The organism is Rhodomicrobium lacus (genome assembly GCF_003992725.1).
Classification (GTDB): Bacteria; Pseudomonadota; Alphaproteobacteria; order Rhizobiales; family Rhodomicrobiaceae; genus Rhodomicrobium; species Rhodomicrobium lacus.
In genome coordinates this window covers 398,855-413,056 of sequence record NZ_RZNF01000002.1, presented here as the reverse complement: position 1 = coordinate 413,056, position 14,202 = coordinate 398,855, and the positions used below count along the sequence as shown (strand labels likewise).

12 protein-coding genes and 1 tRNA gene are annotated in these 14,202 nt (G+C 63.6%); 5 read left to right on the top strand and 8 right to left on the bottom strand.

Features of this window, described 5'->3' with window-relative positions; all coding sequences use genetic code 11:
- From sppA to aroA, 4 genes are all read right to left on the bottom strand, one after another.
- Positions 1–984, bottom strand: a complete 984-nt coding sequence (gene sppA, locus EK416_RS02665) for a signal peptide peptidase SppA (protein WP_127075931.1) — start codon at positions 982–984, stop codon at positions 1–3.
- Between the two features lie 78 nt (positions 985–1,062).
- Positions 1,063–2,793 (bottom strand): 30S ribosomal protein S1, encoded by a 1,731-nt coding sequence (rpsA, locus tag EK416_RS02660; protein ID WP_127075930.1) that lies wholly within the window; start codon positions 2,791–2,793, stop codon positions 1,063–1,065.
- 191 nt (positions 2,794–2,984) lie between these two features.
- Positions 2,985–3,614 carry a (d)CMP kinase gene (locus EK416_RS02655; RefSeq protein ID WP_127075929.1) on the bottom strand — a complete coding sequence of 210 codons (630 nt, stop codon included), beginning with the start codon at positions 3,612–3,614 and terminating at the stop codon, positions 2,985–2,987.
- The gene (gene aroA, locus EK416_RS02650; RefSeq protein WP_127075928.1) at positions 3,611–4,990 is read right to left on the bottom strand and encodes a 3-phosphoshikimate 1-carboxyvinyltransferase; all 1,380 of its coding nucleotides are present in this window, start codon (positions 4,988–4,990) and stop codon (positions 3,611–3,613) included. The genes EK416_RS02655 and aroA overlap by 4 nt, the downstream gene beginning before the upstream one ends.
- 208 nt (positions 4,991–5,198) lie before the next feature.
- Between aroA and EK416_RS02645 the strand changes: the two genes are divergently transcribed.
- From EK416_RS02645 to EK416_RS02630, 4 genes are all read left to right on the top strand, one after another.
- Positions 5,199–5,591: a TIGR02300 family protein gene (locus tag EK416_RS02645; RefSeq protein WP_127075927.1), complete on the top strand. Its 393-nt coding sequence runs from the start codon at positions 5,199–5,201 to the stop codon at positions 5,589–5,591.
- A gap of 321 nt (positions 5,592–5,912) precedes the next feature.
- Positions 5,913–5,988: transfer RNA gene (locus tag EK416_RS02640), tRNA-Ala, on the top strand.
- Positions 5,989–6,169: 181 nt separating this feature from the next.
- The gene (locus tag EK416_RS02635; RefSeq protein ID WP_013418597.1) at positions 6,170–6,412 is read left to right on the top strand and encodes a BQ00720 family protein; all 243 of its coding nucleotides are present in this window, start codon (positions 6,170–6,172) and stop codon (positions 6,410–6,412) included.
- A 132-nt stretch (positions 6,413–6,544) separates the two neighbouring features.
- Complete coding sequence (locus EK416_RS02630) at positions 6,545–7,459, top strand: protein-L-isoaspartate O-methyltransferase family protein (RefSeq protein WP_127075926.1); 915 nt, start codon at positions 6,545–6,547, stop codon at positions 7,457–7,459.
- 44 nt (positions 7,460–7,503) lie between these two features.
- Here EK416_RS02630 and EK416_RS02625 read toward each other — a convergent pair whose 3' ends face one another.
- Genes EK416_RS02625 through EK416_RS02615 form a run of 3 tightly spaced genes read right to left on the bottom strand, consistent with a single transcriptional unit; the run spans position 7,504 to position 11,627 of the window.
- Positions 7,504–7,716 carry a SlyX family protein gene (locus tag EK416_RS02625; RefSeq protein WP_127075925.1) on the bottom strand — a complete coding sequence of 71 codons (213 nt, stop codon included), beginning with the start codon at positions 7,714–7,716 and terminating at the stop codon, positions 7,504–7,506.
- 5 nt (positions 7,717–7,721) lie between these two features.
- Complete coding sequence (locus EK416_RS02620; protein WP_127075924.1) at positions 7,722–10,193, bottom strand: SEL1-like repeat protein; 2,472 nt, start codon at positions 10,191–10,193, stop codon at positions 7,722–7,724.
- 51 nt (positions 10,194–10,244) lie between these two features.
- The gene (locus tag EK416_RS02615) at positions 10,245–11,627 is read right to left on the bottom strand and encodes a TAXI family TRAP transporter solute-binding subunit (RefSeq protein WP_127075923.1); all 1,383 of its coding nucleotides are present in this window, start codon (positions 11,625–11,627) and stop codon (positions 10,245–10,247) included.
- 11 nt (positions 11,628–11,638) lie between these two features.
- Here EK416_RS02615 and EK416_RS02610 point away from each other — a divergent pair, with 11 nt between their 5' ends.
- On the top strand, positions 11,639–12,400 hold the full coding sequence (locus EK416_RS02610) for a metallophosphoesterase family protein (RefSeq protein WP_127075922.1): 762 nt from the start codon (positions 11,639–11,641) through the stop codon (positions 12,398–12,400).
- 149 nt (positions 12,401–12,549) lie between these two features.
- On the opposite strand, the gene EK416_RS02605 is transcribed toward EK416_RS02610, so the two are convergent.
- Positions 12,550–14,106 (bottom strand): hypothetical protein, encoded by a 1,557-nt coding sequence (locus EK416_RS02605; protein ID WP_127075921.1) that lies wholly within the window; start codon positions 14,104–14,106, stop codon positions 12,550–12,552.
- Between the last annotated feature and the right edge of the window lie 96 nt (positions 14,107–14,202).

Below are 14,202 nucleotides of genomic sequence, written 5' to 3'. Positions count from 1 at the left end.
TTATCTCACATTGCTGAGCTGAGGGTGCCAAATGGAAAATAAGCCGTCAAGCGGACGGTCCTTCAGGATGTCGAGCCCTTCGAGCACCGCCGCGTCCACAACAGACGCGATGCCGAGCTTCAGCGCGAGGCTCGACATGGACGCCGACAGCAGCGACGAAACCGATTGGCCGGGTTTCCAGTCGCGCACTTTCAGGCCGGACGGCACTTTACGGGCGTCCGTGAACCATTTGATGGCAACCTGCTCATCGCCGATCGCGTCGACAAGTCCCACCTGGGCCGCCTGCCTGCCGGTATAAATGCGGCCGGTCTTGATGTCTTCCAGAGAGGCGACTGCGGCTTTGCGCCGCTCCGCGACGAGCCCGACGAACCAGCCCTGACTGTCCTTCACGAGTTGTTCGGTAAGCGCTCGCGCCGCATCGTCGACGGGTGCGAAAGGTGACGGCTTCGCCTTGAGTGCGCCGCTCCTCACCTCGTCCACCTTCACGCCGACCTTGCCGAGAAGTTCCGAAACGTCGGCCCACTGGAAGATCACGCCGACAGAGCCGGTGATCGTATTGCCGCGCGCGACGATGTAATCCGTTGCGATGCCGCCGAGATAGGCAGCCGACGTCGCCATTGTGCCAAATACGGCCGCGACGGGCTTCGCGTTCGCGAGTTCGCGCAAATCCTCGTAGAGGGCTTCGCCCCCGGTCGTGGTGCCGCCGGGGCTGTCCACCGCGACGATCACCGCCTTCACGGTGTTATCCTTGCGAAGTTTTTCCAGCAACTCGTGCCGGGACTTCGAATCGCCGATGAAGCCCGAAATCGAGATGCGCGCGATGTGGTCGCGCGGGATCCCGAAAGAGGCGCCATCGCCGCCTCCCGACCGCGCGCCCGCAAAAGCGAGCGCAGCGACGAACGCAACGATGGCAAGCACGCGCCATACGGTCAGGCGGCGCTTCAGACGGCGACGGTCGATGAGAATGTCTGAATCCAGAGTCATGCATTCACCTTCGAACGAGGCCCGCGCAATGATTTGCACGGGCCGTGCCGCTCAAGCGCGCCTTCGCGCAATAACGGCTTACTCCTTGTCCTTGGTCTGCGCCTTGAGCGCAGCGCCAAGAATGTCGCCGAGCGAGGCGCCCGAGTCGGTGGAACCGAACTGAGCGACAGCTTCCTTTTCTTCGGCGATTTCGAGCGCCTTGATCGAAAGACCGATCTTGCGCCCGCTCTTGTCCACCTGCGTGACGACCGCGTCGACCATGTCGCCCGCGGAGAAACGCTCCGGACGCTGCTCGCTGCGATCGCGGGACAGGTCGGCGCGGCGGATAAAGGCCGTGACGTCCGTGCCCGAAATCTTCACGTCGATCCCGGCATCCTTCACCTCGATGACTTCGCAGGTGACGGTGCTGCCCTTCTTGAGCGTGGAGGAGGCGGACTGGAACGGATCGGTCGCAAGCTGCTTGATGCCGAGGCTGATGCGTTCCTTCTCCGGGTCGGTCTCAAGCACGACAGCGCGAACGGTGTCGCCCTTGTTGTATTCCTTGATCGCTTCCTCGCCCGAACGCGACCAGTCGAGATCCGAAAGGTGCACCATGCCGTCGATGCCGCCTTCGAGACCCACGAACAGACCGAACTCGGTGATGTTGCGAACCTGACCTTCGACCTCGGAACCCTTCGGATGCGTATCCGCGAACGTGTTCCAGGGGTTTTCCTGCGTCTGCTTCAGGCCGAGCGAGATACGGCGCTTGGAAGCATCCACTTCGAGCACCTGAACTTCCACTTCCTGGCTCGTGGAGACGATCTTGCCGGGGTGGACGTTCTTCTTGACCCAGCTCATTTCGGAGACGTGGATCAGACCCTCGACGCCGGGCTCCAGCTCCACGAACGCGCCATAGTCGGCGATGTTCGTGACGGTGCCCGTAAACTTGCCGCCGATCGGATACTTGGCTTCGATGCCCGACCACGGGTCGGCGCCGAGCTGCTTCATGCCGAGGCTGATGCGCTGCGTCTCGGGGTTGATGCGGACGATCTGCACCTTCACCGTGTCGCCGACATTCAGGATCTCGGTCGGATGATTGACGCGCTTCCACGCCATGTCTGTGACGTGCAGCAGGCCGTCGATGCCGCCGAGGTCGATGAACGCACCGTAATCGGTGATGTTCTTGACGACGCCGTCGACCACCTGGCCCTCTTCGAGCTTGGCGACGATCTCGCTACGCTGCTCGGCGCGCGTCTCTTCCAGAACGGAGCGGCGCGACACGACGATATTGCCGCGGCGGCGATCCATCTTGAGGATCTGGAAGGGCTGCGGCACGTTCATGAGCGGCGTCACGTCCTTGATCGGACGAATGTCGACCTGAGAGCCGGGAAGGAAGGCCACCGCGCCGTCGAGATCGACGGTGAAGCCGCCCTTCACGCGGTTGAAGATCACGCCTTCGACCTTTTCGCCGGCGTTGAATTTCTGTTCGAGCTTCGTCCAGCTATCCTCGCGGCGAGCCTTCTCGCGCGAAAGAACCGCTTCGCCCATCGCGTTTTCGATGCGCTCGACGTAGACCTCGACCTCGTCGCCGACATGAATGGTCGGATTGGCGACGGAAGAACCAAATTCCTTGAGCGGCACGCGGCCTTCGGTCTTGAGGCCGACGTCGATAACCGCCAAATCCTTTTCGATCGCGACGATCTTTCCCTTCACCACCGCGCCTTCGCTCGGCGCGGAGCCGGAAAGCGATTCATCGAGAAGAGCGGCGAAGTCGTCGACGGTCGGATTGTACTCCTTGGCCTTTGGCTCTATTGTTTGGGTTGCAGTCATTAAAACTCCGATATGGCCTTGAGGCCTGGGGTATGCGTTAGAGGTTGAAGACAGGCGGCCTCAGGGGGCGCGGTTTTCCCAAAAGCCGTCATTCATGCGAATTCTGATTTGCCGTCCGCCGGTCGACCTTTCAGATCGATTTCGGAGACACGAACGGATCACGCCGAACCCGTTGGCGGGCTTAGCATGATTTATCCGCGAAGCGCCACTTTATCAATAAGGTGAAGAGCGGCGGCAACGGCTTTTTCTATATCCAACTCGGTCGTATCGAGCAAGAGCGCGTCCTCGGCGGGCTTCAGCGGCGAAACGGGCCGCTCGCTGTCGCGCTTGTCGCGAGCCTTGATCTCCGCGAGCACAACCTCTTCGGTGATTTCCACGCCATAGCCCACAAGTTCGCGGTGACGCCGGGCCGCGCGGCTTTCCGCCGACGCTGTCACGAAAATCTTCGCATCGGCTTCGGGGCAGACTACGGTGCCGATGTCGCGGCCCTCGACCACGGCGCCACCGGGCTGGCCCGCGAACGCCCGCTGGAATTCGAGAAGCGCGGCGCGCACATCTGGTATCGCCGCCACGACGCTCGCCGCCTCGCCGTTGCCCTTGAGACGCAGGTTCGGGTCGCCGAGCGTCGTCGGATCGAGCCGCTTCGCAGCGAATGACGCCGCGCGCACGTCTTCGAGCGAATGCCCAGCCGCCATCACGTCGCGCGCAACGGCGCGATAGAGCGAGCCCGTATCGAGATGCGGCAGCCCGTAGTTTTGCGCCACACGGCGCGCAAGCGTGCTTTTTCCGGCCGCCGCCGTTCCGTCTATTGCGATGATCATTCGCGGTCTTTCCCGCGCGCCTCGTCCGAAGCCTGCCCCGGCTCGTCGAGCGTCGCGCCCACCTGTTGCATCAGAGTGCGAAATTCCGGGAAGCTCGTCGCGATCATCGACGCGTCGTCGACAGTCACCGGCTCCTCGGCTGCAAGGCCCAGCACCAGGAACGACATGGCGATCCTGTGGTCCATGTGGGTCTTGATGGTAGCGCCGCCCCGCACCTCGGGCAAGCCCAGCACGGTGAGCGTGTCGCCGCGCGCATGCGCCGCCGCCCCGCAGGCGATGAGCCCGTCGACCATGGCCGCCAGCCGGTCGCTTTCCTTCACGCGGAGTTCGGCGAGGCCCTCCATCACCGTCTCGCCTTGGGCAACGGTCGCCAGCGCCGCAAGCATCGGATATTCGTCGATCATCGACGGCGCGCGCGCAGCCGGCACAGTCACGCCGCGAAGTTCGCTCGTCCGGGCGCGGATGTCGGCGACGGGTTCGCCGCTCACCTCGCGCTCGTTCTCGAAGACGATGTCCGCTCCCATCTCGGCGAGCGTCTCGTAGAAGCCTGTGCGCGTGGGATTTACGAGCACGTTCTTCACGAGGATGTCGGATTCGGGCGTGATGAGCGCCGCGGCGACGAGGAACGCCGCAGAACTCGGATCGCCCGGCACCGCGACAGGCTGGCCCTTCAGCGTGCGCCGCCCTTCGAGCGCGATGCGCAGGCCGCCCTCGAACGGCTCGACCGAAAGTTCCGCCCCGAAGTAGCGCAGCATTTTCTCGGTATGATCGCGCGATTTCTCGCTCTCGATGATGCTCGTCTCGCCGCTGGCGAACAGCCCCGCGAGCAGCACGGCCGACTTCACCTGCGCGGACGGCACCGGGAGGCGGTAGCTGATCGGCACGAGATCGCCCGTCCCGACGAGTGTCAGCGGCAGCGTGTTGCGGCCGTCTTCCTCTATGGCAAGGCCCATGCTTTGCAAGGGCGCGAGCACGCGACCCATCGGACGCTTTTGCAGGCTCGCGTCGCCGGTGAAGCGCGCGGCGATCGGATGGCCCGCCACAACGCCCATCATGAGGCGTGCGCCGGTGCCGGAATTGCCGAAGTCGAGGTCGCCTGAAGGCGCGGCAAGGCCGCCGAGACCGCGACCCGTGACGGTCCATACGCCATCGGCATCGCGTTCGACGCCCGCGCCCAGCGCTTCGAGCGCGCGCGCCGTACACAGGATATCTTCGGCTTCGAGAAGCCCCGTGATCCGGGTGCGCCCCTCGGCCAGCGCGCCAAGGATAAGAGCGCGATGCGAAATGGATTTATCGCCCGGGACAGCAACCGCCCCTTGCAATCGTCCCGACTTTCGCGACATTAGCGGCCTTGCGTCGGCTGCGTGGGTGGACATCGGCGGAAGGCCCCCGTCTTTCTGTAGAAAACAAACGCAGCCGTCATAGACCCATGTCGACGAAAACTGTCAATCGGCTTGGGGCGAATGCGGCACAATTTCTGCGCGCTTCGCGCTTTGCCTTTGACAGCCGGCGGCGATGCTGACTATCCGAAACACAATGCGGCGCGGCGCGCCATGGAAGAACACTCAAGAAAGCTCAAGACCCATGTCCCTGAAAGCTGAGCGCGGCACCAAGCGGGTTTGCCAATCCTGCGGTTCCAAATTCTACGATCTCAACCGCGATCCCATCGTCTGTCCAGCCTGCCAGGCTGTCTATCAGGACGGCGGCGTACCTTCGCGGCTCCCGGCGGGCAACAATCTCGATGCCGATGACGACGCGGTGCTGGATGCGGGCCGCGGCGGGCTCGAATTCGTGCCGCTCGACGAGGTGGCGCGCGAGGAGGAATTGCCCGATATCGAGGGCGGCGATCTCGCCGACGTCGCCGACGACGATGCCGATATCGACACCGGCGCCGACGACGAGGCGTTCCTTGAGGCCGAAGACGAGAACGAAACCGACGTGCCCTTCGTCGGCGGCGGCAAGGATGACGACGTCTGAGGGAAATGATTCGTGAGATGGCGAGGCGACGACCTCGCCCTCGGTCTTCAACGAAAATTTCAGCGAGCGCGGGGTGGCGGCGACGCCATCCCGCGTTTTGTTTGGCGGAACAGACCCTTCCCAAGGGGCCGCGCCCGAGGAAAAACCTGCCTCGCCGCGTGCTCGCCGCGAAATTGGCGCGCGCTCTGGAAAACTTCATCGAAGAACGCTTGAAAGCGCTGTTTTTGCTTGCGGTGCAGGCGCCAACGCTTTAAGTAGCTCCGACGCAACGGCGGCGCGCGAAGCCGCCCACCGCATTCCCCCAGAATGCGGAAGTCATATGGGGCCATAGCTCAGCTGGGAGAGCGCTTGAATGGCATTCAAGAGGTCGGCGGTTCGATCCCGCCTGGCTCCACCAAAAATCTAGGGTTGTGTGTTATTCTTCCTGACGCGGTCGCTTTTCTTGAAAGCGCGCGTGTCGAGCATATATGCCGCTTTAACACGTCACGTCCCACCTCGGACGGGTTCTCTATCGTCTCGCCAAGCGGGCGGAGGGCAGACAGGCCGAAGTGTGCAGTTGGCACGAGGAGGTGCTTATCGTGGAAGAACCCCTAAAAGATTTCGAGCTCGAAGCCTGGGGCGAAGGCGAATTCGCTTACATCAAGCAACTCAAGGCCAAGGAAGTTGCGGAGCTTTTCCCGCAATTGGGCGGACTGCCGGAAGGCATCGACCTTTATGCCGTCGTGTCTGCCGATGGGACGCCCATGGTGCTGACCGACAGCCGATCGGCTGCGCTGGAGAATGTTGAAGAGAGCGACCTTGAGCTTGTGACGCTTCACTGACCCGCCTTGTGGGCCACTTGCGGTCCGAACATGCGCTGTGGACAGATTGCGGCCGCCTTGAGGCGGCCGTTTTTTATCCATCCGTTGGTTTCGTCAATTTTTGCGACCGTGCCCCACCTCGGAGGGACGCCGATGGAAGATGTCCGCGCGGCCAGGCTTCGTGCATTTTTCGCGCTTTACGTAACGAAATGCGCGAACACGAGCGATGCCCGGATCGAGGAGGCGTTCGCCTCCGTTCCTCGCGAGCCGTTTGCCGGTCCGGGGCCGTGGCAGATTCCCGTCAGCTCACCATGGCGGGCTGTCTCGTTTCCGCCCACTTACGTCGAGACGCCGGATGACGATCCCGCCTTTCTTTACCAGAACGCGCTGATCGCCCTCGACGCCAAGCGCGGTCTCAACATTGGTGAACCGAGCCGACACGCGTGCTGTCTCGATGCACTCGGGCTTCAGCCCGGCGATACGGTGCTTCAGATTGGTGCGGGCAGCGGGTATTACACCGCCATTCTGGCTCGCCTCGTCGGTCCCGCGGGGCGCGTCATCGGCTTCGAGATCAATCCCGATCTTGCCGCGCGTGCGACGGCCAATCTCAAGCCCTGGCCGCAGGCATCGATCGAGGCAAGGTCCGGCGCGACCGATGGACTGCCGAAAGCCGATGCGATTTACGTCAATGCCGGGATTACACAACCTTGCACGGCGTGGCTCGAGGCGCTGCGCCCCAATGGCCGCCTTCTGTTTCCTCTTCAGCCTGAGGGCGGATTTGGCGGCATGCTGATGGTCCAAAAGCCGGCGGAAGGCGACAGCTCAGCTTGGCCGGCGCACTTTGTTTCCCGCGCCGGGTTTGTGGCTTGTCAGGCGAGGCAGGATCAGGAAAACGGCCAAGGCTTGGCCAAGGCATTCCTTCGGGGAGATTTCGCGGCTGTGAAATCGCTTCGTCTGGGCGAGACACCCGACGAGACCTGCTGGTTCAATGGCGGCGATTGGTGGCTGTCCACACAGGCGCCGGATCCGGGCATGAACTCTGCCCAGTCCGTGACGACGCTCGCCTGAAATCCGTCGAACGTGCGCTCGCCCTCCCCTCCTCGGCAGGCGACTCAGTAATGCGGCGGCCTCGTGATGGGCGGGACTCCGAGCGTCTGCTCTTCTACCGCCTGAAACCGCTCGGTCAGGCGCTCCAGCTTCCCCTTGAGCGAATCGATAAGCCGCCATTGGCGCGCCATCTGGTCGGACATCTCGTCGAGCGCGCGGGCCTGATGCGCGACGGTTTCCTCAAGCGCCGTCAGACGCGCGTCCCTGTCGCCGGTCATGCGATTTACTCGTTCAGGAAGTGTTTGAGGTTCTCGATCCTGACCTTTGCGGTCTGCACCGCGCCGCCGTCCATGGCCTTGCGATACCAGTCGAAAGCTCTGGCTGCGTCGGGCTCCGCGTTTTTCTTTTCGATGCGCGCGAAATAGATCGGATCGTATGAACGTCCCATGGCGAGCGCCGCCTCCGGGTCGCCCGAGGTCACAGCCTTCTGGTAGAACTGCCGGGCCTGAAGGATGTCGCCTTCGCGCATGCGCTTGTTGCCCTCGCGGATAAGATCCTCGATCTCCGTAACAGAGGTTGCGCTTCGGGATATGGAGCGCTCCGGCTCGGGCTGCGGCTGAGGTGCGAGCGCCGCCTGCCTGATCGGCGCCGGGGCCGCGACCGCAACCGGCTTCTCCGGCTCGGAGACGGGCTCTGGCGCGGCCTGAGCGGAGAGGGCGGACGCAGCGGGTTGAGCAGGGGCAGCGACGGGAGCGCGGCGCTGTGCCGGCTGGGCCGAAACGGTTTGCGTGCTGAACGAGGGCGCCTTCGGCGCCTCGGGAGCCGCCGTGATCTCGGACATCGCCATGCTGCTTACCGTAGCCGCGAAGCGGTCGGCTTCCTGCGCGGCAGCGATCTTCGGCGCTCCGATGCGGACGGCGAATTCCTGGCGGTCGGACAGCGGCGTGCGCGCCTTTGCGTCCACGAGTTCGACGGCAAGCGCGACGGTTTCGGGGGCGTTCTGCGGCAGATTGATGGTGAGACCGTTCAGGCGGTTCGGCGGCAACAGCCAGTTTCCACCACCTGCGTCCACGCCTGCGTTGAGGCGCGCTCCGGAAGGCAGGCCGGTTATGCTGACGAGCGCCGGCTCGCGCAATCGTTCGGGCCTCACCGATATGGAGAGCGGCGACGGTTGCCCCGGTATCACGGACGCGTCCGCGACCGCTATGCGGGCCGGTTCCGCCGGCGCGCGCGTTTCCACGGCGCCTCCAGGCTGCTGGTCTTCGGTGTCGAATCGGATCCGCGGTCCGTATCCCGGTTCGGGCGCGTCGGGCGCGCGCGCTGCTGTGGCGGTCTTAGCGAGTTGCGGTCCGTAGGCATTGATAACGAAGACCGCGAGCGATGCCGCGATGGCGATGCCGCCGACAAGACCGATAGCAGCCGCGCCGAGAACCCTGCTGCTGCTTTGTGCGGCGGCTGGCGGGGGCGGTGCGACGACACCGGCGGGAACGGGATATGACGGCGTACCGTGGTAGAGCGAGCCCTGCGGGGGCGCCCATTGCGGAGCAACGGAAGGTTCCGGGTCTGGACGGTAGGCCCTGGGTTCCGGCTTGTAGGCATCCGCGGCGGGCCGCGACGGCTTCGACGCCGCGCTGAATACCGTTTCAGCGGCCGGTCGAGATGCCTGTTTTTTCGCTCCATAATCGAAATAGCTGAGGATGACGTCCTGCGGAGAAAGCGACCCCTCAGCGCCGGCTGTGGAAGACGCCTCTTCCGGCTTGCCTTCGGGCGCGGTTGCGCGGCCCGTGCCGGTGAAGCCGAAAGCCGGGCCGCCGGATTGGGCGAACGGCGCCGTCCCGCCATAGATGCTTTCGAGCGCCGACTGCACAGCGTCGGCGAGTTCGTCATGCTTTTCGGCGATTTCGGGATGGGTGCTCGGAAGGTCCGAGGCGGCCAAAGCAGCCGAAGCAAGCCCGATTTCGGAGAGCGACTGATATTCCTGCGCCGACTCGTCGGTCGAATGGTCCGCAGCGGTCGCGTGTGCCTCGATGTTCTCCGGCTCGTCAACCTGCGCCACGCGGCCTTCGAGGTCGTCCGTATGAACACCCCATCCCGCGAAAAAGGCCTCTTCGTGTTCGGGGAGGGCCGGCTCGGCTGCCGCCCGCTCGGCGAACCGGGGTGCGGCAGCGTCAGGTTCGACCGAAATTCCCGCCTGTTCGAGCCCGGTAACCACGCTGTCGGCGAAGTCGTCGATTCCGTCCCAGTCGGCAAGATCCGGCGGAAACTCGCCCGACCCCTCTTCCGTCTGAATTTGTGTCGAAGCTTCTGCGGTTTCGATGACCGACCGATCGAGCGGCTGGGGCTCGTTGGGAGCCTCAGCAGGTTCGTCGCGCTCTTTCAACGCGTCGTCCTTGGCGATCGCTTCGGCGACGGCAGCAAACGAATCGGGCGCCTCGGCTGCGGGCGCTGCTTCTTCTGCGGCCTTCGCCTCATTCGTCGAAGCCTCTGAAGGCGACGGAGCCTCAGCCTCTCCCTGCCCCTCGGGCGGGATCTCCAACGCATCGCCGAGCAGCGCGAAAACAGGCGGAGTGTCAACCGGCTTGAGCGCCAACTCGGCCCCGTCTTCAGAGGCTGCGATGTCTGCGTCTTCGACCGTCTCGTTCGCCGACGGCACGCCCGACGCTTCAGTCACCGTCTCGTCATTCGTCTCGACGAGGGGCTCAAGCGTCTCGTGAGCCGTCTCGTTGCGCTCTTCGAGCTTGCCTGTTTCCGGCATGATCTGCTCCTGTCGGGATATCCCGCCTAAAAGTCCCGTTCGGGCCGCTCATCATTGCTGGCGCGGTGGTGTGGGCTGCGTGCCCTGTTGCTGATACCACCGAACAAACTGATTAAATAGCTCTTCTTCGTCCGCTCCACTGCCGCGCTGGCTCTCCACAAACTTCTGCAGCATCGTCTTCAACTGAGCCGCTGCTTGCGGAGAGGTCACCGTCTGCGCCTTCGCCGCCGCATTGGCGACAAGCCACCGTTCGGCCGGCTGGAAGCGCGTCCAGCCCTTGAGCGGCGCACGAATGTTGACCTCGCGCCACTTGGGATTGAACGTACCCCCCTTCAGCGTCTCGAAGTTCGTAAGGAACTTCTCGGTGAAGCGGGAAACATTGCGGAAGCGTTCCGACTGCGGGTGCCAGTTGTGAACGAACAACACCGTCGAAACGCCGATTGTCGCTACGCTTTCGTTCGGCGCCACAAGTTCCGGATAGTCGTCCCTCGTAATAATGGCAGGAAGATAGCTTTGCTGGAGGTTCGACGAGTATTCCACATCAAGGAAATGAACGCGATCACGGTGGCTGATCCGGTCGAAAGCGCGCGATGGCTTGCCGCTGACCGACACCAGCGCGTCGATTTCGCCCTTCTTCAACTTCTCGATTGCATCTTCATGCTCAAGATAGAGCACATCCGGACGAATACCCGCCGCTTCAAACACCGCCTCGGCGGTAATCGCGCTGCCGCTTTCGCGCGGGCCGAAGTTGACCCGGCGCTCGTTCAAGTCCTGAAGGCAGGTGAATTGCATACGCGCGAGAACGTGAAACTCCTCGGAATGGAGCTTTGCCACGTAGAGCATGCGCGTCTGGACATTCGGCTGCCTGCCCGTCTTCAGGAAGTAGGACAGCACGTCCGACTGGACGATGGCGGCATCGATCGCGCGAAGCGAGAGCAAATCGCTGATATTCTGTACCGAACTTTTCCCGGCAATCGGAATGATGCGCAGATCGGAGTCGCTGTCGAGGAGGCGGGCAAGGTCGCTTGCCATCCTGATCCCCGTGCTCTCCACATCGCCTGTCACGATGCCGACCGCGCCCGCCGAGCCCGATTTCTGAGGTTGGGGCGCGGCAGCAGCCTGCGGAGGAGGAGTATTAGGGCGCGCCGGAGCCTGCGCCAGAACGGTGCCGCTCTCAAAAAACAAGATGAGAAGGCTTGTCGCTAGAAGCCTGAGCACCATCCCTGATCCTCTTGTACGTGATGATCGCCCATCAAAACCTGACGGCCTTGAAGGACAACCTGAACGGGAACAACTATGATCTGCCAGCGGCATGAAAATCGACCGCTCCACCTTCATGATGACTGAGTGAGAAAAGCGGCGAAACTGTGCCATAATGCTGGCGGTTTGCCCTGCCTGGGCGCAGGAGTATCGCGCTTTGGCGCGGTATTGCAAGGAGACTTCGCTTGCGACTAACAGATAGCGGCAGGTTTGCCGCGAGCGTGCCCGACGGACTGCGCGTTTATGCCGTTGGGGATATTCACGGCCGCCTCGACCTCCTCGAAATCATGCTCGATCTCGTCGATGCCGACCAGCGCGAGCGCGGCGTGCTGCCCGCTTTGATCGTGTTTCTCGGCGATTATGTGGATCGCGGCCCGTCTTCAAGAGAGGTCGTGGATGCGTTGCTCGGCGATCTGGGTGCGGATCTTTCGCCCGTCTTCGTCAAGGGCAATCACGAGGCCCTGCTGATGTCCTTTCTTTACGATGCCACGCCGGACAATTTCTGGCTCAAGAACGGAGGCGATGCAGCGCTCCTCTCCTATGGCATCGATCCCGATCTGGTGAAATTCGCGACTCTCGGCACCCCGACCGGCCTTCAGGAAGCCTCCCTCCGCTTTCGCGAGGCACTGCCGGCGAGCCATCTTCGCTTCTATCGCAACCTGAAGCCATGCTTTCGGGTTGGCGGGTATTTCTTCGTGCACGGAGGCGTGCGCCCCGGGGTGCCGCTCGACATGCAGCGCGAGGAAGACATGCTCTGGATTCGAGATCCGTTTCTCACCTCGGACGCGGATTTCGGCGCCGTTGTCGTGCACGGGCACACGCCGGCTCGCGAGCCGCAGCTTTTGCCGAACCGCATCGGAGTGGACACCTACGCGTTCAAGTCCAACAGACTTACGGCCGTCGGCCTCGAAGGAACGGAGCGCTGGATCCTGTCCACAGCGAGTTGAGCCTCGGCGAAAGAGCGCGCATCCTCCGCGCGCATGTCCGCCTCGGATTTGAACCTAAAGGCGCGTTCCGCTCCCCGTCTTGCCGTGCGTCCTGTCGGAAAACCGTTTCACATTTTCCGGGACGTTTCCGGAGCGGCTAGTTCGCCACTCTAATCCTTCGCTTCGGCCGGCTCTTCCGAAGCCGCTCGCATGCGCTCCACCAGAGTTCTGCCGCCAGGCTTGTCCGAAGACCGGAAATGAGGGCCGACGAACTCCATATCCTCCGTTTCCGGGGAGTCGGAGTCTTCGCGCCTCGTCGCGCGAACGACGCCATTGACAGCGGTGACCGCGGCAAGCGTCAGCGCCGCGTCGTCGAACTCGATGCCCGATAGACCCTTGCTGTGCTTTCGCTCTTCCGCATTTCCAGAAGTGGCATCAGAACCTTGACCGCCGGTGGGTGGCTGCGCGGACGCGTCCGCGTTTTCGTGTTCGCCCGCAATCTCCGGGCGGTCGGCATGCATGACCGCCTCGCCTTTCGGCCCGTCCGCCACGGTCACTTCCCTGACGAGCGGCGGGCGCGGGGCCGTTTCGACGGGCTGGGGGGACGCCGCAGCTTCGCCGGGAGCACGCTCATCGCGTCCGGACAGCGAGGCCGCCTGTGGCAGCCCGGAGCCGTTCAGAGCGGGATGATCCAAACCTTTCGCAACGGGGTGGGCCGCAGTGTTTTCGTCGGCCCCCGACGCAACCGGGGCAGCCGGAGTCTTGGAAGGGGGCGCAGCGCTGGAGGCAACAGACGGCGCAACACCGTTCGACGCCTCGCCGTTGAGCCGCAACCGCGCCGTGAGCGAGGCGGGCCGTCCCTGCGGTAATGGCTTCGGCCTGGCGTGAGCGCCATGACGGCGCGGTTCCGACATGATCGCAGCGCGCCGGACCTGCAACTCAGGTTGCGTCGCCTGCGGAGCGGGGCGCGGTTGCGCGGAAATCATGATCAGCTCGGCGAGCTTCTGCAATTCGCCCTTGATGACACCGACCTGCTGAGCGTCGCGGTCCTGAAGCTGAGAAAGCTGCTGGCGAAGCTTCGAGAGTTCGAGATTGAGGCGGTCGTATTCCGCCTTGTAGTCTTCGAGCGTCCATTGAGAGGCTCGCCGGAGCCTGCGCCCGCCCTTGTCGGCGCCGCTGCTCCGTTCGAGCACCTCGCGCAGGCGGCTCAACTCCTCCTGATAGGAGGCGGCCTCGCGTTTCGCTGCGTCGAGTTCCTCCTCGCGGCGCACGAGCCGGTTTGTCACATCCTGAAGCTCGTAACCGCGCTCCTGCAACTCGATCTTGGCGCGCGTGATTTCTCCATCCAGCTCGGGGAACCGCTTCGTGATCTGCTGTTCGAGAACCGCCGCCGCGTTCCGGCGTTCGGAAAGCTGGAGATCTATTTCGGCGATGCGGTCCTTCAGTCCCGCGATCTCCATCTGCAACCGGCTATTGTCAACGAGCTGGTTCGCGGCCTTCTGCTTCGCGCTGGCGAGCGCGGTTTCGAGGCGGCGCATGCGGACGGCATAGGACGCGCGCAACTGATCCTGCGCTGCTTCGATCTCCGAAAGGGTGAGCGGAAGCGAGCTTTCGAGCTTCTTGCGCGACAGGCGCGCCGCGCGCGCCCAAAGTGACGGCGCAAGCAAAACCCCGATCAGGCTCGCGATCAGAAATCCCAGCGCGATCAGCATGACTGCCTGGATCATGAAACTGGGCTCCCCTCCTTGCAGCCTGCAACGGCGCCAGGCGACGAACGAGGCGCTGCCTCGCTCCTTTGCCCCCTGCCCGCCGTTATCCCGCGC